We start from the raw sequence: 25,091 nt of genomic DNA, 5'->3' as shown, positions 1-25,091 counted from the left end.
AATAAGGACACCTTCATGAGTTTCACCCGCATTAATGGAGTATTGCACGCAGAGCAATGTTCTCTGGAGCAGCTTGCGCAGCAATTTGGCACACCGTTGTATGTTTATTCAAAAACAGCTTTTGAAAAACATTATCTAGATATGGACCGTGCTTTTGACTTTATTGATCATCAAATCTGTTTTGCGGTGAAATCTAACTCAAATTTGGCTGTTCTTAATGTATTGGCAAAACTTGGTGCGGGTTTTGATATCGTATCTGGTGGTGAGCTTGCACGTGTTTTAAAAGCGGGTGGGGATGCATCTAAAATTGTTTTCTCAGGTTTAGGTAAAACCGAAGTTGATATTGAAACATCATTAAATGCGGGTATTGCCTGCTTTAACGTAGAGTCTTATGCGGAACTAGACCGTCTTCAAAAAGTTGCGGCTCGTTTGGGTAAGAAAGCTCCTATTTCTTTACGTGTAAATCCTGATGTAGATGCAAAAACACATCCTTATATTTCAACAGGTCTTAAAGAAAATAAATTTGGTATTCCAAGTGATACCGTTTATGAAACTTATCAATATGCTGCATCTTTACCCAACCTTGAAATTATTGGGATTGACTGCCACATCGGTTCGCAATTAACCGAGACTAAGCCATTTGTTGATGCTTTAGATCGTGTCATGTTGATGATTGATGAATTAAAAAAACTTGGCATCAATCTTAAACATATTGATATTGGCGGTGGTTTAGGTGTTTGTTATAAAGATGAGACGCCACCAAGTGTCGAAGAATATGCCAACTCAATGAAACCTGCTTTAGAAAAGTTAGGTCTTAAGGTTTATATGGAGCCGGGCCGTAGCATTAGCGCAAATGCCGGTGTGCTTTTAACAAAAGTTGATTTGCTTAAACCAACGAGCCACCGTAACTTTGCCATTATTGATGCCGCAATGAACGATTTGATTCGCCCTGCATTATATGAAGCGTGGATGGATATCCAACCTGTGGTACCAAGTTCAGATACTGAAGAAAAAACTTGGGATCTTGTTGGTGCAATCTGTGAGACAGGTGACTTCATTGGTAAAGATCGTTCATTGGCTTTAAAAGAAAATGACTTGTTAGCTGTTCTCGGTGCTGGTGCTTATGGTTTTGTAATGAGTTCAAATTACAATACACGTGGACGTGCCGCTGAAGTAATGGTATCAGGCGATAAAGCTCATTTGATTCGTGAGCGTGAGACAGTTGAATCCCTTTGGGAAAAAGAACGTTTATTGCCTGAGGAGTAAATGAGATGTTATTAGAATTTACTAAAATGCATGGCTTAGGCAATGACTTTATGGTGGTTGATCTGATTAGCCAACGTGCTTATTTAGATACAGAAACAATTCAACGCTTAGCTGACCGTCATTTTGGTATTGGTTTTGATCAGCTATTGATTGTTGAACCACCAGATTTACCAGAAGCAGATTTTAAATATCGTATTTTTAATGCTGATGGTTCTGAAGTTGAACAGTGTGGTAACGGTGTCCGTTGTTTTGCTCGTTTTGTACATGAGCGTCATTTAACGAGCAAAACCAATATTACTGTTCAAACCAAAGCCGGTATTGTAAAGCCAGAACTGGGGCAAAATGGTTGGGTACGCGTGAATATGGGTTACCCGAAATTTTTACCAAATGAAATTCCTTTTGTTGCTGAACAACCGGAAGCTTTATATACACTTGAGTTAGCCAATGACCAAAACATTAGTATTGATGTGGTCAATATGGGCAATCCTCACGCTGTAACTATTGTTCCAGATGTACTCACAGCAGATGTCGCTGGTATAGGTCCACAAGTTGAGTCACATAAACGTTTTCCTGAGCGTGTTAATGCTGGTTTTATGCAAGTAATTGATGAAAACCATGTGCGCCTTCGTGTATTTGAACGTGGTGTAGGTGAAACACTTGCATGTGGTACAGGTGCTTGTGCTGCTGCGGTAAGTGGTATGCGCCGTGGCTTACTTGCTAATTCAGTAGAAGTTGAATTGGCTGGCGGTAAGCTACAAATCGAATGGCAAGAAGGCGATGTGGTCTGGATGACTGGTCCAACAACCCATGTGTATGATGGGCGTTTGGATTTACGTTATTTCCAAGGTTAATAGCATTACCTAAATAGAAGCCTCTTTCATCAGTTAAAGTGATAAAATAGGCTTTCTTTTATATGTACAATACTATTTGATTTAATTACTTTATAAGAATATGAATAATTTAATTTTCTTACCCGGTGCATCAGGCAGTACGACATTTTGGCATCCCTTAATTGAAAAATTACCTCAGCATTACCAGACAAAAATTATTGGTTACCCCGGTTTTGGCGATACACCAGAATCCCTTGAGGTCAAAAGTTTTGAAGACCTAACAAATTATGTAGTCGATCAAATTAATGAGAAATCTGTAATTGTTGCGCAATCTATGGGGGGGATTTTTGCTGTTGCCGCAGCGTTAAAGAAACCTCAAATGATTAAAGGTTTAGTCCTGATTGCTACATCAGGCGGAATAGATTTGAGTCCGTTTAATGTTCAGGACTGGCGTGAAGCATACCGCCAAGCATTTTTAAAATATCCAGATTGGTTTGTTACCACTAATACCAACTATGAAGAGTTTTTATCAGATATAAATGTTGAAACTTTATTGATATGGGGCGATAACGATCCAGTGAGCCCTGTTCAGGTGGGTCAATATTTAAATCAAAAGTTTGAAAATTCGACGTTATATGTTGTGAAAAATGGTGACCATCAATTAGCAGAAAAACATGCCGATGAAGTTTCAGTTCAAATAAAAACCTACTTAGAAAAACTAATGTAATTTTTTAAGTATTATTTAGCGTGCTATATGTCAGCACGCTTTTTAAAATTTATCTTTTACTCAAAGCCAATTTCAAAGCAAACAACACAAAAATACTGCCCGTAATCCGGTCCATATATTTCACAAATTTAGGTTGCTTTAGATAACGTGACAGCGGCTGCATGGCCAAAATTAATAAAATTGACCATACTATTCCAATCACCACATGAATCATTACGAGTCCCATGACCCAAGTAACAGCCGATGCTTGTGGTGGAATAAATTGTGGAAGAAATGAAATATAAAAAATACCGACTTTCGGGTTGAGTAAGTTACCCAAGAAACCTTTAATAAACCAGTTCTGGGAAGAAGCTGTATCTGAATTATTCCCTTGCATGTCTGTAAGTTGGCTACGTGGTTTTAAAATCATATTCAAACCCAACCATGCAAGATAAGCAGCCCCCATCCATTTCAGAATATTAAAAGCTAAATCAGAAGCCATGAGCAAAGCACCCAGACCACAAGCGACCACAATTCCCCATGCAATACAGCCAAGGCTAATACCTACTGCTGCTTGAAACGCTTTCGATTTACCTTCAAGAGTAGCGGTACGAATAATTAAAGTCGTATCCAGACCTGGTGTAAGGGTAAGTAATGTAATCGCAATTAAGTAGGGAAGGAGTATGGTGGTCATGACAGCAGGGTTCCGACAAATACTTAAGATGAAGTGTAATATATAAGGTAGTGAGTCTTTATGCAGTACGATCTCAATTTTCCTGAACAACTACTTTTTGATACACTGAAAAAATAAAATGAGCAAATAAAATGGAGAGCAATTTGGATTTTGCATTACAGCTGCTCTCAATGTGGTTAAAAGAAAGAAAAATTCAGAACCAGTCTGAGCACACGATTACAGCTTATGAAAGAGATGTTAAAAGCTTTCTTGAATTCTGCGAACTCAAACAAATTGATTTAAGAAATATTGAAGCTTCAGATTTACGTGAATATTTGGCTCAGCGTGTCGAGCAGGACCAGTTAAGTTCAAGTAGTATGCAGCGCCATCTCACTTCAATTCGCCAATTTATGAAATGGGCTGAACAGGGAAAATATCTAGAAATTAACCCTACTGATGATTTTAAGCTTAAACGTCAGCCTAGACCTTTACCCGGTATGATCGACATAGAAACGGTTAATCAGATTTTAGATCAACCTATGCCTGAAAAACCAATTGATCAGCAATTGTGGTTACGTGATAAAGCCATGCTGGAGTTACTTTACTCAAGTGGTTTGCGTCTGGCGGAACTACAAGGCTTAACAATTAAAGATATTGATTTTAATCGTCAACTGGTACGTATTACGGGTAAAGGAAATAAAACCCGTATTGTACCGTTTGGAAAAAAGGCGAAAGAAAGCCTATTGAATTGGCTGAAAATTTACAAAATCTGGAAAGGCCATTTTGATCAAAATGCTTTTGTTTTTATTTCTCAAAAAGGTGGCGTGTTAACTCCACGACAAATCGAGAACCGTGTAAAACTTCAAGCACAACGAGCAGGTGTAAATGTAGATCTACATCCTCATTTATTACGGCATTGTTTTGCTAGCCATATGTTATCAAGTAGTGGTGATTTACGATCGGTGCAAGAAATGTTAGGCCACAGTAATTTGTCTACGACACAAATTTATACGCATATCGATTTTGATCATTTAGCTCAAGTCTATGATCAAGCTCATCCGAGAGCACAAAAAAGTGAAGAGTTCTAAAAAATTGTCTTAATAAAAAGTTGTTTAATCTGACGAGCTTGGGGCGAATGTAGAAATCATTTGTATTTTTTTACAAATTTGTTTAAGAGAAATCGTAGAAATAGTCAAATTGACCATTTTGATCTTTGGATATTTTATCGCTCCCCCTGACTTTAAAACATCTAATTTAGATTATTTTGGGTCAAACTTATGTTTCTAACTAATAAGCTAAATAAGATAAAAAGATAATAGAAATCAATATATAAAATAGAGAGCAAAAAGAATAAAATAGCACCTACTAAGGCCTCATATTTTTTTTATGAACTCATGGTTCCATCTTTTTTGTGCTGTTCTGGAAAATTGTGACTTGACCGAAATGCCAAACACATTGCAAGATAGGGCACCTAAAAAATTTTAATTGAAGAGTTAATATACTTTTCTCAACATTTACTTTTGCTAGAACAGCCGAGGATTACATGAAGGCTCTTGTTGCTGTAAAACGCGTGGTTGATGCCAACGTTAAAGTTCGTGTTAAGCCGGACAATAGTGGGGTTGACCTTACCAACGTTAAAATGTCAATTAACCCATTTTGTGAAATCGCAGTGGAAGAAGCGGTTCGCTTAAAAGAAAAAGGAACAGTATCAGAAATCGTTGTTGTTTCTGTGGGTCCTAAAGAAGCTCAAGAACAAATCCGTTCTGCAATGGCTCTAGGCGCAGACCGTGGTATTTTGGTTGAAACTACTGATGAAATTGGCGCTTTAGAAGTTGCTAAAATTCTAAAAGGTGTAGTTGAAGCTGAAAAGCCAGAGCTTATCCTTCTTGGTAAACAAGCAATTGACGATGACTCTAACCAAGTAGGCCAAATGCTTGGCGCATTATTGGGTGCTGGTCAAGGTACATTCGCTTCTGAAGTGAAAGTTGATGGCGGTAAAGTACAAGTAACTCGTGAAGTTGACGGTGGTTTACAAACTGTTGAACTGGCGCTTCCAGCAATCATTACAACTGATTTGCGTTTGAATGAGCCACGTTATGCAGCATTGCCTAACATCATGAAAGCTCGTAAGAAGCCACTTGATACTAAATCTCCTGCTGACTATGGCGTTACAGCTGGTACTAAGCTTAAGACTGTTAAAGTTGAAGCTCCAGCAGAACGTAAAGCTGGCGTACAAGTGAAATCTGTAGATGAGCTTGTTGAAAAATTGAAAAATGAAGCGAAAGTGATCTAATACGGAAGGATAAAATCATGAGTATTTTAGTTATCGCTGATCACAACAACCAAGTACTTAACGGTGCTACTTTAAACGTTGTTGCTGCAGCTCAAAAAATCGGTGGTGATATTACTGTATTAGTTGCTGGTTCTGGTGCTCAGGCAGTTGCTGATGCTGCTGCTAAAGTTGCTGGTGTAAGCAAAGTATTACTTGCTGACAACGCAGCTTATGCAAACCAGTTAGCTGAAAACGTAGCTGCTTTAGTTGCTGATTTGGCTAAAGGTTACAAATACGTATTAGCTGCTTCTACAACGACTGGTAAGAACATTCTTCCACGTGTTGCTGCTCTTCTTGATGTAAGCATGATCACAGACATTATTTCTGTTGAATCTGCGAACACATTCAAGCGTCCTATCTATGCAGGTAACGCGATTGCAACTGTTCAATCTGACGAAGCAATCATTGTTGGTACAGTTCGTGGTACAGCATTTGATCCAGTTGCTGCTGAAGGTGGTTCTGCTGCCGTTGAAGCAGTAAGTGAAGCAAAAGACGCTGGTATTTCTACGTTTGTAAACGAAGAAATCGTGAAACTTGATCGTCCAGAGTTAACTGCTGCACGTATTGTTGTTTCTGGTGGTCGTGGTGTTGGTTCTGGTGAGAACTACCACAAAGTACTTGATCCATTAGCTGACAAGCTTGGTGCAGCACAAGGTGCTTCACGTGCAGCAGTTGATGCAGGCTTTGTACCTAACGATTTCCAAGTTGGTCAAACTGGTAAAATCGTTGCGCCTGACCTGTATGTTGCTGTAGGTATTTCTGGTGCGATCCAGCATTTAGCTGGTATGAAAGATTCTAAAGTTATTGTTGCAATCAACAAAGACGAAGAAGCGCCAATCAACAGTGTTGCTGACTACTGGTTAGTTGGTGATTTGAACACTGTAGTACCTGAGTTAGTAAGCAAGTTGTAATTTACAGCTTGTCACTTATTCAAAAACGCCCTTGTGCTATAAATAGCCAAGGGCGTTTTTTATTTAGATCATCATTATGAATATCAATTTTTCTGCTTCCGTAGAGGCTCATCAATTGCATCAATCACTTGTGAGATTGGCAAGAGCAGATATGGCGCGAGATTATTTGTGTATTCGATCAAAAAGCCAGCATGGTCTGTCAAATATTAAAGTGAACCAGTTGCACATGGGCATCATTTTACATGGTCAACAACAACTCAATATTCAAACAAAACAAATCAACTTAAGTGCTGGTCACCTCTATATTGTCAAACCCGATACGATTATTGATGCAGTTAATCGGCCAGATCCCGTGACGGGTGAATACTTAACCATTCTTGTACCCATGTGTGAAGAGGTGATTCAAGCTGCACAGATGATTTGGGCTAAGCCAGTCGTGGATAGAACTGAAGCCATATTAAAATTTTCAATTGATGATTTTGCTAGCCATCTTGCTGAATGGCAGACAGCATTGTTTGATAATGATCTGGTGAAAGCACGTTTAAGTATTGCTTCTATACTTGTGCAATTATGCCAACAGCATTATTCAGATGTGTTAATTGTACCTCCACCTAAATTAACAAAAATAATTCATGACTGGGTAACCGATAATCCGCAGCACCATTGGCAATCTAGTGAGATTGAAATGCGTTTAGGTCTGAGTAGTGCCACTCTTCGCCGCAAACTTAAGCATGAAGACACATCCTTAAGAGAAACGATTACGTATGCACGCCTAGCTTATGCACTTGAGCTGTTATATTCAAATAAGTTGCCAATGAAGACCATTGCAGCCAAATCGGGTTACCAATCTGTTTCTACTTTTCGTGAACGTTTTATACAGCGTTATGGCATAGATCCGACTGTGCTAGCTGCTGAATAACTCAGTTTGAGCGATTTGTGTAGCTTGTTGAGCGATTTAAATAAATAAAAGCCGATAGAGTTAAGTTATTAAAATATTAAGGACTCTATTGTGAAAACATTAAAATCAATTGCAACATTATTGTTATTAAGTGCTAGTGCGTTCACATCTGCTGAACAAAATACAAATGTGCATCAGGTTGATGGTTATTTTTTGCAACCTGTAGGCAATCTTAAAGTGACGGCATTATTTGATGGTGAACTCGGATTACCTCGTAGTGATTTGCTGGGTATTTCAGCTAAAAAAGCCAATCAACTGTTTGCAGAAAACTTTGTTCCTGTAGATGAACATAATCATATTGTCACAGATTTCTCTGCCTATCTTGTTCAAACACCCACACAAAATATTTTAATTGATGCTGGAACTGCAAAATGTTTTGGTCCAACCTTGGGCCATGTGCTTGAAAATTTGAAGAAGGCAGGAGTACAACCTGAACAAATAGATACCATCTTGATTACACATGCTCATCCCGATCATTTATGCGGTATTACACTTGATGGCAAAATGGCTTATCCCAATGCAAAAGTTTACTTGGCTAAAGAAGATGTAGATTTTTGGACATCGCCAGCGAATGAAGCAAAAGCTACTGATTTTTTTAAGCCAATATTTAAAATGACGAGAGATGCATTGCAGCCATATCAAAAGGCAGGAAAACTCGTCGCTTTTACCAAAACCTCTTTTAACGTACCGAATGTTCAACTTATCGTTACCCATGGTCATACTGAAGGTCATTCATCTTATTTAGTAGATGGACAAAACGGTCAAAAGTTTTTAGGTCTTGGTGATGTTGTACATTATGGTGCAGTACAGTTTCCTTATCCTGAAGCCAGCTACAAGCCAGATACTGACTCAAATCGTGCGAGAGCTATCCGTAAAAGTATTTTTGAGCAAGCCTATAAAAACCAATGGTGGGTGGGAGCTGCGCATGTCACTTTTCCCGGTATAGGACATATTGGTAAAAATTCAATGGGATATCAGTGGATTCCTGCTCAATATCGGCCCGTGAAATGACATGTCAAACCTATTATTTAAAGAAGTTAACTGAAGAATAGATTTGTATAAAGGCATACATATTCAACCTAAATATTATTTATTTTAGATAATAAAATAAGTTTTATTTTTAAGAATAGGTGAAAAGTGCTCTAAAGTGAGCACTTTTATATTGTCTATATTTTGGTCGAACTGTTGGGTTTTAAGAAATACATTTAAAACTAGAATTCTCCAATTTTAACTTATTAATTCTAATGGGATTTTTATTGTAAAAAAATGCTATTTTCAGTGTGCTAAACTCCCAGTTATCAAGCAGTTTGTGCTATAGTATACAGCTATATTTTTTTCGATTTTAGTTCAGTTTTCGGAACTAAATTTTTTGCAAGATCAAGACATATAAGCAGATAGAAATTTCTATCTGTAAGAAGGAGTATGCATGAGCGTATCGGAAATCCGACCGATTGCCATTGAGGATGAACTCAAGCATTCATATTTAGATTACGCGATGAGTGTAATCGTATCTCGTGCATTGCCGGATGTGAGAGACGGTCTAAAACCTGTTCACCGTCGTGTGCTATTTGCCATGCACGAATTGGGCAATGACTATAACAAAGCCTACAAGAAATCTGCACGTGTTGTTGGGGACGTAATCGGTAAATATCACCCTCATGGTGACTCAGCTGTTTATGAAACCATTGTACGTATGGCTCAGGACTTTAGCTTACGTTACTTATTGGTAGATGGTCAGGGTAACTTCGGTTCGATTGATGGCGATAGCGCAGCTGCAATGCGTTATACCGAAGTCCGTATGACTAAGTTGGCGCACGAACTTCTTGCAGATCTAGAAAAAGACACTGTTGACTGGGAAGATAACTACGACGGATCTGAGCGTATTCCCCAGGTGGTTCCGACACGTGTTCCAAACTTGTTAATTAATGGTGCTGCTGGTATTGCTGTAGGTATGGCAACAAACATGGCACCACATAACATGACAGAAGTTGTGAATGCGTGTTTAGCCTATGCTGACAATCCGAATATCTCGATTGAAGGATTGATGGAATATATTACTGGTCCTGATTTCCCTACAGGCGGTATTATTTACGGTAAATCAGGTATTGTTGATGCTTACCGTACAGGTAAAGGTCGACTACACATTCGTGGTAAATACCATTTCGAAGAAGATGCAAAGACAGGTCGTATAACTATCGTCTTTACTGAAATTCCATATCAAGTCAACAAGGCAAGAGTTATTGAGCGTATTGCCGAGTTAGTTAAAGAGAAAAAACTTGAAGGCATTTCAGAGCTTCGTGATGAGTCTGACAAAGACGGGATGCGTATTGCGATTGACTTGAAACGCGGTGAAAACGCAGAAGTCATCGTAAATAACTTATTCTTAAATACACAGCTTGAAAACTCATTCAGCATCAATATGGTTTGTCTTGATAACGGACAACCAAAATTGATGAATCTGAAAGATATTATTGCGGCATTTATTCGTCACCGCCAAGAAGTTGTGACACGCCGTACCATGTTTGAATTGCGTAAAGCACGTGAACGTGGCCATATCTTGGAAGGCTTAACCGTTGCCTTAGCCAATATTGATGAAATTATTGAAACCATTAAAACTTCTGCTAACCCAAGTGAAGCGCGTGAGCGTTTGCTTGCAGGTGAGTGGGCTGGCGGTGGTGTTGTTTCTTTACTCGAAAAAGCTGGTGCTATTTCTGTACGTCCAGATGAAATCGAAGGTGAAAACCCAGATCGTCCATTTGGTTTAACTGAATCAATTTACCGTTTATCGCCAACGCAAGTGGGTGCAATTTTAGAATTGCGTTTACATCGTTTAACGGGTCTTGAACAAGATAAGTTACATGCAGAATATACTGAAATTTTAGGCCAAATTGCTGAACTTACAGCAATTCTTAATGATTTCAATTTATTGATGGCTGTGATTCGTGAAGAATTAGCGCAAGTACTGCAACAGTATGGTGATGGACGTCGTACTGAAATTATTGAATCACGTATTGATTTTAGTCGTGAAGATTTAATTCCAGAAGAGCAAGTCGTATTAACGGTTTCACAAACAGGTTACGCAAAAACTCAACCGCTTTCTGACTATCAGGCTCAGCGCCGTGGTGGACGTGGTAAGTCTGCAACCTCAATGAAAGATGATGACTTTATTCAACATCTCATCGTGGCTTCAAACCACGCGACTGTACTCTGCTTTACTAACGTAGGTAAAGTTTATCGTCTTCGCGTATTTGAAGTGCCTCAAGCTTCACGTGGTGCAAAAGGCCGCCCGATTGTAAACTTGTTACCTTTAGATGCGAATGAAACTGTAACTGCTATCTTGCCGTTAACCCAGTTCCTAGAAAACCATTACGTATTTATGGCGACAGCTTCAGGTACGGTTAAACGTGTTGATTTGGAGCAATTCGCTAACATTCGTTCAAATGGCTTACGTGCAATTGAATTGAATGAAGAAGATACCTTAATTGGTGTTGCGATTACTGATGGTAATCAGCAAATCATGTTGTTCTCAAATGAAGGTAAGGCAATTCGTTTTGCAGAAACTGACGTGCGTTCAATGGGTCGTACTGCTAAAGGCGTCCGTGGTATGCGTGTTAGTTTTGCAAGCAGCACTTTAAGTGAAGAAGATGCAGAAGTTGAAAATGATGAATCTGATGATAATGAAGATTCAGCAGATTTAAGTGTAGTAAGCCGCATCGTATCGCTTGTTGTTGTTCCTGAAACGGGTGAAGTGCTGTGTGCAAGTGCCAATGGTTATGGTAAACGTACTCCTGTAAATGACTTCCCAACCAAAAAACGTGGTGGTAAGGGTGTTATTGCGATTAAGACAAGTGAACGTAATGGTGAGCTTGTAGGTGCAGTATCTATTGATGAAAGCAAAGAACTGTTGCTTATCTCTGATGGCGGTACATTAGTACGTACTCGTGCTGCAGAAGTTGCAATGACTGGTCGTAATGCACAAGGTGTACGTCTGATTCGTTTAAGCGAAGAGGAAACCTTAGTGGGTGTTGTTTCTATTGAAGCTGTTGAAGATGAAGAAGAGTTTCTCGAAGGAGAAGTGGATACTTCAGAAGTAGATGGTGAAGAAGCAGTTTCTACGAATGACGATGTATCAGAAGAGTAAGTCGTAATTAAATAAAAAAAGGAAGCGTAAGCTTCCTTTTTTTATGGGTGGTTTATTTAGAGTTATGAAAGATAAACACATCATAATTTCGATAATGCAGAGTTTTAACAGATGGATTTTTAGTCACGAAATTATGGGGTTGACTTACGACAATCAAATCTTGCTTTTGGGTTAAAGCAGTTTCAAGCTGTTGCTCGTTCCATAAGTATTTTTTGCGTTGTGGTTCAAACAACAAACCATCTTTAATTTCTAAAGAGGCACTATCTGAATGCACTGTATCCCATTGGTTTACAATATATACAGGCTGTTTAAGTTGTAAAAGAAATGGCACATCGTAGAAATAGTAATTGTAGAAAACTATTTTTGTTGATGGTGTCATATATTCAGAAAAACTCGTTTGTCCCACATTATTTTTGGTATCTAAAATACGAACGGCAAAAGGGACTGAACTACACAGAACAATTAAGCTGATAAAAATATAGTTCAAATAGTTTAATTTCTGCTTTTTATATAACCAGACCAAAGCCAATGGAAGCACAATTAATAGAGTGCCAATGATATAAATAAACAGGGCTTGGCTTTGGAAAAAAGGTTGATGTGTACGAATGAAATGCGGTGTAGCAGTAATACCTATTCCGACAAGCATAATAAATATAGGCAGGCCCCAAACCTGTAATTTGGTTTTGTAGTCGCTTTTAATAACTTGATTGATCACAAGTGCCAAGAAAATAGCAAGTGGGGGCACAGCAGGTAAAATATAGCCCGCTAGTTTGGAAGGAGGAATAGAGAAGAAAACTGTGACAGAAATAAACCACCATACAAGCAGTGCAAGTAAAGCGGATTGCTTGTAATTTTGAAATACGGCTTTAATAGATTGAAATCTACTCGAGAGAATCCATGGTAAAAAGCTGAACATTAAAATAATCAGATAGAAACACCATGGTTGCTTATTATTAAACTCTTTTGAACTAAAACGGCTAAATTGCTGGTCTATAAAGAAATAATGTAAAAATTGAGGATATTTACTTTGTACTGCGTAGAGCCATGGACTAACCAATAATATAAAGAACAAAATAGCAAAAGGGTTGAGCAATGAAGGGATTTTTTTCCATTGTTTAGTGTAGAGCAACCACGGTAAGAGAATCATACCGGGAATTAACACACCAATCAGACCTTTACTTAAGAACGCTGCCGCACCCGCAAAATAGCCTAAAAATAAAATAGATTTACGTGCTGAAATTGTGAAATCGACAAAACATAAAACACTTACTGTAATCCATGAAGCAAGGAGTAGATCATGGTTAATGTATTCGCTACTACCAAAAAAAAGCAGATTTGTGCCTAAGATAACGGCAGTAAGCTGTGCTACACGTTCTGAAATATGTTTTCTAACGAATAAGAATAGGCTGACTAGCATGAGTGTGCCAGCTAATACAGGAACTAATCGCAATACCCAAATATGCATACCGAAAAGTTCCATAAATATAGAGCTTAACCAATGTAATAAAGGAGGTTTATGCATAAATGGCAAGCTATTGATACGGGGAATCAACCAATCTCCCGACTCAAACATAGACCGACTAATATCTCCGTAGCGCCCTTCATCTGGTACAGAGAGGGGTCTTATCCAAGACAAGACAAACAGCCAAATAGGTAAAAATATTAATAAGAATTTGGAACTACGAAGCCATTGCTGCATACATAATCCTTAATGGTGAAATGCAAAAAAACGGTTAAGCAAGAAAGTCAAAATTGAAGTCAGGACAATAGCAACACAAACTAATGTTGAAACAGGGGTGTTGAAATACAGATTAGAAAGCAAGAGAAAACTCTCATTGAATAAAAAACCTAATCCAGCGACTAAAGTAAATTTTGGTAGTGTTTGTCGATGAGCTATATGCTGTGCTTTAAAAGTAAAAATGCGATGCCCAAAATAGCTCACCCAATAGGCAAGTAGAAAGGCAATTAAATTGGCATACTGCAATGCAATGTTTCGTTTAAACAAGAGCATGACAATACTATAGTGTGTAAGTGCCGCTGCGGCCCCAGTCGTGGTAAACCGCGCGAGCTGAAAAAGATGAGCAAACATTAAAAACTAGAGAAAGTATTTTCGGGGTGAGAGATTGGGTGTTCTTGCTTAATATGAGAATGTTCGGTTGAAACAATATATTTTGGTCGATTTTTAACCTCTGCATAAATTCGACCAATGTATTCCCCCACGATCCCAATAAATAGCAATTGAATCCCACCTAAGAGTGTCATGCCTGCCGCAAGTGTTGCCCAACCAGGCACTGAGATTCCTTCAATCAGTGTTTTAATAATGATCCAAACACCGTAACTCATCGCACCAAAAGCTAATAAGGCACCTAGATAAATACAAATTCGTAAAGGTAAATCTGAAAACCCAGTTAAACCAGACATGGCCAGATTAAATAATGCTTTCGCATTAAAACTAGAACGACCATGTTGACGATCTTGCTCGGAGAAATTAATCCCGATACTTTTAAAACCGACCCATGCATAGAGACCTTTCATGTAGCGATTTTTTTCGGGTAATTGTTTAATCGCTTCAACAACTTTTGCATCAAGAAGTCTGAAATCACCAGCATTTTCAGGAATATCAATAGGAGAACTTAAATTTAAGATACGGTAGTAACCTTGGGTTAAGGTTCGTTTTAGCCATGATTCAGTGGTACGATTACGAATGCCATAGACCATATCATAACCATTTTTCCAGAGGTTAATCATGGTTGGAATTGCTTCAAAAGGGTGTTGAAAGTCAGCATCAATGAGCAATGCGACTTCACCATTGACATGGTCTAAACCCGCACTTAATGCAGCTTCCTTGCCAAAATTTCGTGATAATTCCAGCACCACTAAAGGATAATCTTCGATCATCGTTTGCAGAATTGGAATGGTATCGTCCTTGCTTCCATCATCGACCACAATGATTTCATAGCTAAGATTTTGTTGCTTTAAGCTGTTTGCCAAAGCTGGAATAAATGTCTTTAAATTCTCTGCTTCGTTATAAGCGGGAACAACGCAGGATAAAAAAGGTTTTGTGCTCATTGCATTGCCCCTAGTCTGGTAAGTTGGATGCCATTTTTTTGGCAATCAAGAGGGAACTGATCAGAAGAAAAATATTGGTATTCTTGGATGCGTGCATGCTGAATTGGATCTTGCTCACTTGGTATAGAAAGTGAGGGATGGCACATAATCAGTAAGTGATCTTTTGCTTGAGCAAGCCAATATTGGTTAAGTTCGGCATAATCAGTTTGTTTAAAGTCATAGATACCAGCGAAATATTCATTTTGGCTAAACTGGTAGGTTTGGCATGCTTTTGCTAAGGCATTTGAACCAAGTGCAGAAAGCATTTGAGTTTTAAAACGATAATGGGGAAGATAAATTGGATCTTTTAAATTACGTATCCAACCAGTGAAATTTTTCTCTTTTAAAAGTTGCAGCAAAATATCTCGTATAAACGGGAATTGATGAATATGTTGGTGCCCATCAATAAAATCGGGTTGTTTTCCCATGACGGAAACAAAAGCATTCCACTGTTCTTCAATACTTTGAGTAATTAATTCACGGTTAAGATTTGATGACCAAGCACGTAACATAAGTGCTGGTAATGAAAAAACTGTATTACCTGAAGTGAAGGCATGAGTAAAATTTAAATGTAATCCGATATCAATTTGATTTGAGAAGGGCTTAAGTTTGGCAGCAGCAGTTTCCCATAGTTCAGACTGGGTCATACATGAGGTCGCTTGGAGTACCCCCCTTTCAATTAACTCAATAATTGCACTAGATATCTCTGCATTCATTGCAAAGTCATCTGCGCAATAACATACCTTTGCCATATCAAATTCCGTCATAGAGCAGGGTAGCAGAGTTACCCTTTTAGGCTGCTGGAAAACTAAACAGTTTTACTATGTAGAAATTTTCTTAATTTCAACTTAAAGTTTTTTTAAGGTTTTATGACAATTGTTATTAATTAAAAAATTGAATTTATTCGTTTTTTTTATATTTTTATGGTCAATGATTTTTAAGAAATGAGTTTCAACTATAAGCTTTTATAGTAAATAAAAATATAATTTATGCTCCAAGTTTAGAGAACTCTTCACTTGGATGCTTTTAAACGTGAATATGCCCAGATTAAAAAAATAAGACCAATTGTCGCAAGAAATATTAGTTTTGGTACAACTGTGGCTAACGGAACCCCCATCTGATTAAGTTGTACAAACATTTGTACCGCATGTGTTGATGGTAAACACCACGCAAACCATTGTAACCATTCGGGCATTGCATGATGAGGCCATGCAGCGCCTGTTAATAAGAATAGAGGTACAGAGCTAAACACAATAATATGTCCAGCGCGTTCTGGCATATCTAAAAGTGAACCGATCAACATGCCTAGTCCAATCACACAACTAATAAAAATTGGAACGGCGACGAGTAGACCTATAAAATTTCCACCATGTGGATAGTCGTTGAACCACAAGGTAAAACCAAAAAGATAAAAACATCCTAAACAGCCAATGGTCAATATACTTGCGAAAATTCCAGCAAAGCGAACGGCTGTAATTTTTTGATTTTGTTCACGGTAGCTTGCGATTAGCATCGCTAAACCTAGCACAATCGTTTGATGAATAATTAAAGACGCCACAGCCGGAAAAATATAACTTCCATAGCCTGAAAGGGGGTTAAATAACGGGACTTGATGAATAGAAAGTGCTGGCTGGAAATGCGTGCGCTCTCCAAATTTTTCAATATATTCTTTTAAGGTCGCTTCAATAGATGTGGCGAGACCTAAACCAATTTCTTTAGTTTTTAAAAAGTTGGTTGTACTTAAATATAAGCCAATTCCGCCTGTTTCTCCTCGGCGTAAGCTTTGCGTTAGGTTACTTGGTAAAAGTAAAATACCATCGGCTTTTTGTTCACGAACCATTTGTTCTGCTTGTAAAAAATTACTTGTAACGCTAACGATATGAACATGAGGACTATTGGCACTTTGGCCTATTAATTGAGAAGTTAAGAGACTTTGCTCTTCATCAACAATCACGATAGGAATTGATTCTGCACGCTCAGCTTTATAGGCAGTGGGATAAAAAAAACTATAAAGAATGACCGATAAAATGAGTGTCGTGAAAACCGAACTATTACTTACAATATCTTTAAAAGTCTGCAAATATGCCTGAAAAAAATCTTTCATTAAATTGCTCCCCGAATTAATTTTTTAAGCAGCACATAACTTAAAAAGAAGTAAATAAGGCAGTAACCCAGAAGTATTAAAAATGGAGTGAGTGAAATGAAAATTGGACTTCCAATGACCCATTGTTCAGTTTGCAGTTTGGCATAAGGAGTGTAGGGAATAATAAGTGACCAAAACTTGGTAAAAATAGGAGCATTATTCAAAGGAAGAGTAACGCCTGCGAAACTTAAAGATGACCCACCATAGACAGCAATAAAGCCAAAAGTTTTACTTAAATTTTTAGTGGCAAGAATGACCGTACTGCTAATCAAAGCGTAGGCAAAATAAAGTAGGAACTGTGCGCATAGCAATAAACTAAGAGAACCTGCTACGAACCAGCCACGAATTTCAACCAGCCAGAACATCCATAACCATGTCCAGAAACAGAAAATAAGGCTATAGAGCAAATTTTTAGCCAATAAGCCTTGAATAAAACTTTCTCGGTTTACCCATTGAGTAAGTGTGCCACGTTTTAGTTCTTGTCCAATTGCAAAGGCAACACAGCAGCATAACAATAGATGCAGTACCGCTGGAACCATGAAGGGTTCTAAATAAAACTCATAGCTCATGCTGGGGTTATAGAGCGTTGAGATTTTGACATGCGCAGTAGGTACATCTAAATAGGGAATATTATTTGCAAGATAACTTTGACCTGCATAGTCTGCTAAAGCATTGAGTGTACTCACCAGCATTGCAGAGGAAATCGTGTTCCCGACACTAAAAAAAGACTGGTTAAAAGCAATACTGATTTGAGCATCTTGCGCTTTCACAAAGCGTTTTTCAGCACCGTCTGGAATGAAAATATAGCCCCAGATTTTAGTTTCGTTAAGTAATTGTTCAGCTTCAGTTGAGCTTGCCGTAATCGTTTTAATATCTACCGTATGATTTAATGAAAGATACTTTTCAATGTTACGGCTGAGTTCACTTTGGTCTTGGTCAATAATAGCAATGGGTAAATGTTCAGCTTTACCTGCGTAAAACATGCTGCTAAACAAAAAAATGATAAAAGCGGGGATGAGTGTCACCATACACAAATCCCATTTGTTGCTTTTTAGATAGTTTAGTTCACGTAATATACTGGCAAACATGCTTTATTTTTCTTCTTTAATTTTAAATAGAACACTCATGCCAACCCTTAAATCTTTGACAGGATTTTCAGGTACCAGATGTAATTTAAAGCTACGAATATCATAGCCTCCAGTTTGGCGAGTCGTTTTAATGGTGGCAAATTCACCTTCAGCATCAATATTCTTAATTTTAAAATTCACATTCTGATTAAGAGCCGGAATGAAACCTTCAAGGGTTTTATTTTTATAAACGGATGCATATTGATTTTCACCTACATTTAAACTCACCCATAAATCATCATCTTCTAAAATGCTGACAACAGGCACACCCATAGCGACTAACTCAGAAGGCTTACCGTAAGTTTTTGAAACCGTACCTGAAATAGGGGAGAGTAAACGTGTTTCTTCCTCTAACGCTTTTGCTTCACCTACAGCTGCTTTTGCAATTTCAACTTGTGCATCTGCTGTAGATTTTTGTTGGCTCGTACTGCCACGTTTTGCACGAGCATATTGTTGATAAGAGGCTTCGCTTAACTCTTGAGCGGAAGTTTGCGCCGCAAGCATTTCATCTCGTCTTTGACGTGAAATGACACCTTGTCTATATAAATTTTCACCACGTTGATAAGTCGTTTTTGCAAGATTTGCTTGTGCTTTCGTGCTTTGCCAGTTGGCATAAAGAGTATCGATATTTTCTTGTTGAGAACCGCGGTCTACCGTAGATTGAAATGCTAAAGCTGATTGTAAGGCTGCCAAGGCTTGTTGCTTTTTAGCTTCTATTTCTGGGCTGACTAAACGAACAAGTGGCTGGCCTTTGGAAATTTTTTGGCCTTCTTGCACATATATTTCTTCAATACGACTCGGAACTTTTGTACTTACGTGAATAGTTTCAGCTTCAACACGACCTTGTAGTTCAATAGGTTTAGGTTGATAGCTTTTCCACAAACCAAAAATAATTAAACCTAACAGCGCAATAATGATTAAACCAATAATCAGTTTAATTTTGGAGTTTTTAGGTGGTTGAGAGTCACCTCTATTGATGCTTGATTCTGGATTTTCACTTGTTTGATCATTTTTTGGAGATTGATTTGTTTCTACCGTATCCGTAGCAAGAGAATCTTGTTCTGAATGAGATGATTCTTGATTCATTTTATGCTCCTATTAACGGATATAGTCGGTATGTGGTTGATTAACGTAAGCTTTAAATTGATCAATTGAGCCGTGACTTTGTAGTAAAGTCGCGAGTGACATGACATATTTATAAGCATTTAAAGCCATTTCTGTTTTTAAAGCACTTAATGCATTTTGTGCATCAATTACTTGGGTTGCTGTACCCATTCCTTCACGGAAAGAAAGTTCTTGAATACGCAAATTTTCTTGAGCGGCATTTAGGTTTCTTTGTAAAAGCTGATGGCTTTGTTGAGCAGAGTTGAGTTCGTTATATGACTTATTCAAAAGACCTTCAATCTCTTGTTTAGTTCGTTCAGTCAAGAGTTCAGAAGCGTAGCGCTTCAATTCGGCAGCATGGATATTCTTATTTTTATCTACACCTGAAAATAGATTGTATTTTGCCATTACACCTACAATCCAGTTTTCATTTTCATCAAGGGCATATTCACCAAAGGCAAATAAACTTGGTTTTTTTGCGGCTTGTTGAGCTTGAATATTTACATTGGCCAGTTGAGTATCCATCTGCATTTTTTGTACAAGGCTGGACTTTTGCGAATAACTGGTTAGAAGTGACTCTAAAGACTGGCTTGGCGTGTTATTTACAAATAAGGGTGTACTTAAATCTACATTATTTTGTTGATGTAAAAGATTATTAAGACTAAAGCGGCTAGCATTTAAATTGGCTTGAGTACTTTGTAAAGTACGTTCTGCATTATTACGAGCTACTTCAAACTGCATGCGTTGCCCTTTACTAATAAACCCTTGTTGTTCGAGCTTTAGGGCATTGCTGTAATGTTTTTGCATGGCATTGAAGTTAAATAAACTACTTGCTACCAATTGCTGCTGTAATTGAACATTAAAATAACTTTGTACCACTTCAAAACGCTGTATATCTTGTTGTTGCTGGCTTGAAAGTTCAGAACGCTGTGCTTGGATATTGGCTATTTTTTTTGCACTGCTGGTTAAGCCGCCTGTATAAAGTGGCATTACGACCGAAATAGAAGGGCGTACGACCTGATCTTCTATGGTCAGATTCGCATAATCGGGAAAGCGATTTATTCCATCATGGATAGTTTGATTTGCGCCTTCTTGGACTTGCCCCAGCACATCTGATGGAATGACATTGTTCCACTGCGAAAGTTTATCGTTGAATCCCTGACTTAAATCATTCTCAAGTTTCTGTTTAAAAGAGCCAAGCGGTACGTCAGTTTCGCTATGAAAAGCATATGCTCTGACATTTAAATCAACTCGAGGTAATCCGAGTCCTTTTACAGCTTCAGCTTCTAATTGAGATGCTTGCTGTAAAGCTTGATTGGCTTGAGTACTATATGAACTCTTTAAAGCTTGCTGCTCTGCTTCAGCATAGCTTATGCTTGCGGCATATAAATGATTTGTGAAAAAAAAGCCTAAAGCCAAAGCAAGATGTTTTGGTTTAAAGAAAAAAGGGCAAATAGACTGTCTATATCGATGTGTTGGCATTTTAAATAACAATTTTTGGCATCCCTTATAGTTTAAATTTCTTGTTATTAAATTCAATTATCATCTTGTTTCTTATACATTTGTATAAAAACCTTGTAGTTTTAACCTCACTTTAATTATTGAATATGACGAAGCCTATATATTTGTAATCCTTATCAAAGTATGTGAAATCATAATCTCAAGTCAAGCTGATCTTTTTGATTAAAAAATTTTTTAAATTTGGAAAGTGTTAATTAAAACTAAAAAATAACGATCACACTAATTGAAAAAATAAACCTAAATACAGTCCAGCATTGAAATATTTACTTGAGAAGCTGCTGCAAGCTTAAGCAATCTGTGGTTAAATGCCATTTTTATTGTGTTTGACTTTATACAAGGGAAAAATCATGCGCGCGTACAATTTCTGTGCTGGTCCTGCTGCATTACCTACTGCCGTTTTAGAAAAAGCTCAACAAGAATTGTTGGATTGGCAGGGTAAAGGTCTATCCATCATGGAAATGAGTCACCGTAGTGCTGACTATGTTGCTGTGGCTGAAAAAGCTGAAGCAGATTTACGCAAGCTAATGAATATTCCAGAAAACTATAAAGTACTGTTTTTACAAGGCGGTGCGTCATTACAATTTTCTGCGATTCCTTTAAACCTTTTAGGTAAGAACAGCAAAGCTGATTATATTGATACTGGCATCTGGTCTGAAAAAGCATTAAAAGAAGCAAAACGTTATGGCGACATTAATGTTGTAAATGCTGGTATTAAAGTAGATGGCAAGTTCGCAATTTCTGAGCAAAGCGAATGGAATTTGTCTGACGACGCAGCTTATGTACATTATGCAGATAATGAAACAATTGGTGGCTTACAGTTCGCAGGAATTCCTGATGTAAAAGCACCACTCGTTTGTGACTATTCATCAAGCATTTTATCTGCTCCATTAGATGTGACCAAGTTTGGTTTGATCTATGCTGGCGCACAAAAAAATATTGGTCCTGCTGGATTAACAATTGTCATTATTCGTGATGACTTACTTGATCAAGCTAAACCAGAAATTCCAAGCATTTTAAAATATGGTGACCAAGCGAAAAATGGTTCTATGGTCAATACACCATCGACTTACGCTTGGTACTTGTCTGGTTTAGTATTTGAATGGTTACTAGAGCAGGGTGGGGTAGATGCTATCCATAAAATTAACCTTGAAAAAGCTCAGTTGTTATATGGTTATATCGACTCAAGTGATTTCTACAACAACCCGATTGCCATTCCAAACCGTTCAATTATGAATGTACCGTTTACTTTGGCAGATGAAGCTTTAGACAAGCAATTCTTAAAAGAAGCAGAAGCAAATCATTTGTTGAATTTAGCTGGACACCGTTCTGTAGGTGGTATGCGTGCAAGTATTTACAATGCTGTACCATTAGAAGGCGTACAGGCTTTAATTAGCTTTATGGATGATTTTGCAAAGCGTAATGGTTAAGTAAATCAAATAAATAAAGCCCTCAAATGAGGGCTTTATTTATTGAATAAGTTATCAATTAAAAAGGCACTAAACCAAACTGGTGCATGAATATGGCAGCTAAGAACATACCCAATACAAAAAAGCAAAACGCACCAGTATCGACCTTTATGCGCAGGCTACTAGATTGAATGAGGCTGGTCGTTTGTTCGGGTATAATCTTCATTCAATAACCTAATTATTAAAATATTAGTGAAATTCAATTAGTTTCACCCTTTTTAGCACAAATAGTCGCCTGAATCCAGATATTACCGCGAATATATTCGCCAATATTAAAGTTTTTATACAAATCGTTTTTGGTCGCAATGCGCACCAATATAGCAGGAAGTTCATCCTCTAAAACTAAAGTAACATCATAAAGGGTATATTCTGCCCCCATAAATGTCATAGAAGTTTTACCAACAATATTACCTTGGAACCATGCTTCATCTTCTTGACCAAGATTTTCGCCATATAAATAAGCAACCATTTTAGAAAAATCAACGGTTACAGGTTCTTGATCTTCTGGAGTTTTTGGCTGCCATTCATTAATGAGTTCCTGTAAGTTTTCAGGAGCAACACCATTATGTTCAGTTAAAATTGCATTTAATGCACGGTGATGTTTAATTGAGGCTGGGTCATCAACAACAATTTTTTCACCGGCTGGAACAGATTCTAATTCATAAGCCCATGCATTAAATTGGACTTGATAGTTTTGAGTTTTGTCATATTGACAAGCGTTAACGCTAAATAAATTATCAAATGCATAAACAGTTGTATTTTTATTTAGTCTTAAACTTAACACGGCTTGTGTTGCAGAATCACAAGTAATGATACGTTCAATTTTTGCATTATATTGATATGGGCTTTCAAAACTTGGAAAGGCAGTTTTAAGTGCACGAGGTTTTTGGTTCTCAACCGCAATAATCTGATTGATTGTAACTTTCTGGTCTTTTGGACCTTGAATCAACCAAAAAGATGGGTCCATGTCTTCTTCATGTTCACATAAGCCCATTGGCATGACAGGTGCATCAAGTGCTAGTCCTAACCATTTTGGTACATCTGTTTCAGGATGGGACGTCAATAGATTCCAATGTTCGCCATGACTACCAAAATTTTGGTCATTTACTTTAATTACTTCTGGACTGTTTTGATTTTTCATAAGCACGATGCTGTTGGGTTCACATTACTTGTTATATTAAATCGAGGGTGTTTACTATTTTTCAAGTCGCCATATGTAAATTCTCTTGTAAAAGCACGTATTTAGTCATTTAAAGAGAAATACTGCTTATATTTATAGATTAAAACTAAATTTAATCTATAAAAACTTTAATGTTGAAATTAAAAATAAGTTTAATGTTTATTACTATTCACCTTGGAAAAGCATCTGTTAGACTTACATTTTTAGTGGAAATAGAGAATAACGTGCTGCCATTTAAGCTATGGGTAGATGCAGACGCCTTACCAAGAATATTACGGGAAGTGATTTTGCGTGCATCAGATCGTTATCAGTTAGAAGTCATCTTTGTTGCCAATCAAAATGTTGGAATTACGCCTTCTGTTCGGATCAAGTCAATACAGGTTTTAAGTGGTGCTGATCAAGCAGATAAAGAAATAGTGGATCGTATGAGTGAAAATGACATCGTCATTACACAGGATATTCCACTAGCAGCTCAGGTAATTGAAAAGGGTGGCGTTGCGATTCATCCCCGAGGTGAAGTCTATACAACTGCTAATGTTAAAGCGCGATTACATCTGCGTGATTTCATGGATACGCTACGTGGCGCGGGTGTACAAACGGGAGGACCACCACCTATTTCCGAGCGGGATAAACGTGAATTTTCGAGTGCATTAGATCAAACAATTTTAAAGCAAAAACGTAAAACAGCTAAGTGAGCATCGCATGCCATCGCAAACCAATTTGGCTTTAACTTATGCCTTGTTAGTGTTTATCTGGGCCACGACTCCATTGGCCATTGTTTGGAGTGTGTCTGATTTACATCTGATGTGGGCATTGTTGTTACGCTTTTTTATTGCATTGCCTTTAGCAGTAATCATATTACTAATTTTAAGAACACCTTTTCCGACTCATCGACAAGCAATTCATAGTTACGTTGCCGGATCTTTTAGCTTAATTGGTTCTCAAATTTTTACCTATGCTGCTACCCAATATTTAAGCTCAGGCATGATTGCGCTTATGTTTGGTTTAGCCCCCATTATGGCAGGGCTTATAGGCCGCTTTGCATTTGGCCAGCAACTTTATAAGTTGCAATGGCTAGGTATGGCAATTGCAGTCAGTGGTTTAGCCATTATTTGTTTGAGTGGCGCAAATCAGCATGTGCATCCGTTTGGTATTGTTCTCATGCTGATGAGTGTGTTTGTTTATTCTTTTTCAATTTTCTGGGTTAAGAAAGTTAATGCACAGATTCAGCCGATGGCTCAGGCAACAGGTTCTATTTTAGTTTCTTCAATTTTAGCAAGTTGTCTTATTCCATTTATTTGGCAATATGCACCGACACATTTGCCAGAAGCAAAATCTTTATTTGCCTTAATTTATACGGTACTTATGGCTTCATTAGTTGCTATGTTCTGTTATTTCAAACTTATACAAAATATTCAGGCAACGACTTTATCTTTAACAACAGTAATTACCCCCATGTTAGCCATGATGATTGGAGCTGCTTTAAACCACGAACAACTTTCGATTATGGTTTTTGTGGGGGCTTTAATTATCTTGTTTGGACTCTTTTTATATTTCTATAAAGACATTCAGGCAAATCGAAATTTTGTTCGACATATTAAGTCTAAATAGGAGAAGATTTGGGT

At 37.7% G+C, this 25,091-nt stretch carries 23 protein-coding genes; 12 read left to right on the top strand and 11 right to left on the bottom strand.

Annotation, left to right across the window (positions count from 1 at the left end; all coding sequences use genetic code 11):
* Nucleotides 1–15 precede the first annotated feature (15 nt).
* The 3 genes from lysA to ACINWC141_RS18165 all read left to right on the top strand — a co-directional run bounded on the left by lysA (nt 16) and on the right by ACINWC141_RS18165 (nt 2,823).
* The gene (gene lysA / locus ACINWC141_RS18175; protein WP_004643799.1) at nt 16–1,266 is read left to right on the top strand and encodes a diaminopimelate decarboxylase; all 1,251 of its coding nucleotides are present in this window, start codon (nt 16–18) and stop codon (nt 1,264–1,266) included.
* Between the two features lie 5 nt (nt 1,267–1,271).
* The gene (dapF, locus tag ACINWC141_RS18170) at nt 1,272–2,117 is read left to right on the top strand and encodes a diaminopimelate epimerase (RefSeq protein WP_003650169.1); all 846 of its coding nucleotides are present in this window, start codon (nt 1,272–1,274) and stop codon (nt 2,115–2,117) included.
* Nucleotides 2,118–2,217: 100 nt separating this feature from the next.
* Nucleotides 2,218–2,823, top strand: a complete 606-nt coding sequence (locus ACINWC141_RS18165) for an alpha/beta fold hydrolase (RefSeq protein WP_009393550.1) — start codon at nt 2,218–2,220, stop codon at nt 2,821–2,823.
* A gap of 49 nt (nt 2,824–2,872) precedes the next feature.
* Here ACINWC141_RS18165 and ACINWC141_RS18160 read toward each other — a convergent pair whose 3' ends face one another.
* Complete coding sequence (locus tag ACINWC141_RS18160) at nt 2,873–3,496, bottom strand: LysE family translocator (protein ID WP_009393555.1); 624 nt, start codon at nt 3,494–3,496, stop codon at nt 2,873–2,875.
* A 170-nt stretch (nt 3,497–3,666) separates the two neighbouring features.
* On the opposite strand from ACINWC141_RS18160, the gene xerA reads away from it, so the two are divergent.
* The 6 genes from xerA (at nt 3,667) to gyrA (ending at nt 11,817) form a co-directional block, all read left to right on the top strand.
* Nucleotides 3,667–4,563, top strand: a complete 897-nt coding sequence (gene xerA / locus ACINWC141_RS18155) for a site-specific tyrosine recombinase/integron integrase (protein WP_081400225.1) — start codon at nt 3,667–3,669, stop codon at nt 4,561–4,563.
* A gap of 455 nt (nt 4,564–5,018) precedes the next feature.
* The gene (locus ACINWC141_RS18150; RefSeq protein ID WP_009393511.1) at nt 5,019–5,768 is read left to right on the top strand and encodes an electron transfer flavoprotein subunit beta/FixA family protein; all 750 of its coding nucleotides are present in this window, start codon (nt 5,019–5,021) and stop codon (nt 5,766–5,768) included.
* 17 nt (nt 5,769–5,785) lie between these two features.
* Entirely contained in the window at nt 5,786–6,718 is a 933-nt protein-coding gene (locus ACINWC141_RS18145; RefSeq protein ID WP_009393589.1) for an electron transfer flavoprotein subunit alpha/FixB family protein, read from the top strand.
* 76 nt (nt 6,719–6,794) lie between these two features.
* Nucleotides 6,795–7,637 carry a helix-turn-helix domain-containing protein gene (locus ACINWC141_RS18140; RefSeq protein ID WP_009393451.1) on the top strand — a complete coding sequence of 281 codons (843 nt, stop codon included), beginning with the start codon at nt 6,795–6,797 and terminating at the stop codon, nt 7,635–7,637.
* A 90-nt stretch (nt 7,638–7,727) separates the two neighbouring features.
* Nucleotides 7,728–8,687 (top strand): MBL fold metallo-hydrolase, encoded by a 960-nt coding sequence (locus ACINWC141_RS18135; protein WP_009393592.1) that lies wholly within the window; start codon nt 7,728–7,730, stop codon nt 8,685–8,687.
* Between the two features lie 415 nt (nt 8,688–9,102).
* The gene (gene gyrA / locus ACINWC141_RS18130; RefSeq protein WP_009393504.1) at nt 9,103–11,817 is read left to right on the top strand and encodes a DNA gyrase subunit A; all 2,715 of its coding nucleotides are present in this window, start codon (nt 9,103–9,105) and stop codon (nt 11,815–11,817) included.
* Between the two features lie 52 nt (nt 11,818–11,869).
* Here the strand turns inward: gyrA and ACINWC141_RS18125 are convergent, their stop codons facing one another.
* The 8 genes from ACINWC141_RS18125 to ACINWC141_RS18090 form a co-directional block, all read right to left on the bottom strand.
* Nucleotides 11,870–13,516 (bottom strand): ArnT family glycosyltransferase, encoded by a 1,647-nt coding sequence (locus tag ACINWC141_RS18125; protein ID WP_009393432.1) that lies wholly within the window; start codon nt 13,514–13,516, stop codon nt 11,870–11,872.
* 9 nt (nt 13,517–13,525) lie between these two features.
* On the bottom strand, nt 13,526–13,906 hold the full coding sequence (locus tag ACINWC141_RS18120) for a GtrA family protein (RefSeq protein WP_009393634.1): 381 nt from the start codon (nt 13,904–13,906) through the stop codon (nt 13,526–13,528).
* Nucleotides 13,906–14,886 carry a glycosyltransferase family 2 protein gene (locus tag ACINWC141_RS18115; RefSeq protein ID WP_009393452.1) on the bottom strand — a complete coding sequence of 327 codons (981 nt, stop codon included), beginning with the start codon at nt 14,884–14,886 and terminating at the stop codon, nt 13,906–13,908. Before ACINWC141_RS18115 ends, ACINWC141_RS18120 begins: the two co-directional genes overlap by 1 nt.
* Nucleotides 14,883–15,677: a ChbG/HpnK family deacetylase gene (locus ACINWC141_RS18110; protein WP_009393628.1), complete on the bottom strand. Its 795-nt coding sequence runs from the start codon at nt 15,675–15,677 to the stop codon at nt 14,883–14,885. Before ACINWC141_RS18110 ends, ACINWC141_RS18115 begins: the two co-directional genes overlap by 4 nt.
* A gap of 260 nt (nt 15,678–15,937) precedes the next feature.
* A complete protein-coding gene (locus ACINWC141_RS18105; RefSeq protein ID WP_009393611.1) occupies nt 15,938–17,029 on the bottom strand; it encodes an A1S_2622 family ABC transporter permease subunit in 1,092 nt (363 codons plus the stop codon).
* Nucleotides 17,029–18,156 (bottom strand): ABC transporter permease, encoded by a 1,128-nt coding sequence (locus ACINWC141_RS18100; protein ID WP_204388722.1) that lies wholly within the window; start codon nt 18,154–18,156, stop codon nt 17,029–17,031. Before ACINWC141_RS18100 ends, ACINWC141_RS18105 begins: the two co-directional genes overlap by 1 nt.
* A gap of 3 nt (nt 18,157–18,159) precedes the next feature.
* The gene (locus ACINWC141_RS18095) at nt 18,160–19,281 is read right to left on the bottom strand and encodes an HlyD family secretion protein (protein ID WP_009393598.1); all 1,122 of its coding nucleotides are present in this window, start codon (nt 19,279–19,281) and stop codon (nt 18,160–18,162) included.
* Between the two features lie 12 nt (nt 19,282–19,293).
* Nucleotides 19,294–20,781, bottom strand: coding sequence for a TolC family protein (locus tag ACINWC141_RS18090; protein ID WP_034679102.1), 1,488 nt, complete (start codon nt 20,779–20,781; stop codon nt 19,294–19,296).
* 386 nt (nt 20,782–21,167) lie between these two features.
* On the opposite strand from ACINWC141_RS18090, the gene serC reads away from it, so the two are divergent.
* Entirely contained in the window at nt 21,168–22,247 is a 1,080-nt protein-coding gene (gene serC, locus ACINWC141_RS18085; protein ID WP_009393618.1) for a 3-phosphoserine/phosphohydroxythreonine transaminase, read from the top strand.
* A 58-nt stretch (nt 22,248–22,305) separates the two neighbouring features.
* Here serC and ACINWC141_RS20325 read toward each other — a convergent pair whose 3' ends face one another.
* Nucleotides 22,306–22,452, bottom strand: a complete 147-nt coding sequence (locus ACINWC141_RS20325; protein ID WP_171061988.1) for a hypothetical protein — start codon at nt 22,450–22,452, stop codon at nt 22,306–22,308.
* A gap of 33 nt (nt 22,453–22,485) precedes the next feature.
* On the bottom strand, nt 22,486–23,427 hold the full coding sequence (locus tag ACINWC141_RS18080; protein ID WP_009393649.1) for a hypothetical protein: 942 nt from the start codon (nt 23,425–23,427) through the stop codon (nt 22,486–22,488).
* Nucleotides 23,428–23,672: 245 nt separating this feature from the next.
* On the opposite strand from ACINWC141_RS18080, the gene ACINWC141_RS18075 reads away from it, so the two are divergent.
* Complete coding sequence (locus tag ACINWC141_RS18075) at nt 23,673–24,161, top strand: YaiI/YqxD family protein (RefSeq protein ID WP_081400224.1); 489 nt, start codon at nt 23,673–23,675, stop codon at nt 24,159–24,161.
* 7 nt (nt 24,162–24,168) lie between these two features.
* Entirely contained in the window at nt 24,169–25,077 is a 909-nt protein-coding gene (locus ACINWC141_RS18070) for a DMT family transporter (RefSeq protein WP_009393637.1), read from the top strand.
* Nucleotides 25,078–25,091 lie beyond the last annotated feature (14 nt).

It is taken from the genome of Acinetobacter sp. WC-141, assembly GCF_000313935.1.
Lineage (GTDB): Bacteria > Pseudomonadota > Gammaproteobacteria > Pseudomonadales > Moraxellaceae > Acinetobacter.
This window is presented reverse-complemented; position numbering and strand designations above follow the sequence as displayed.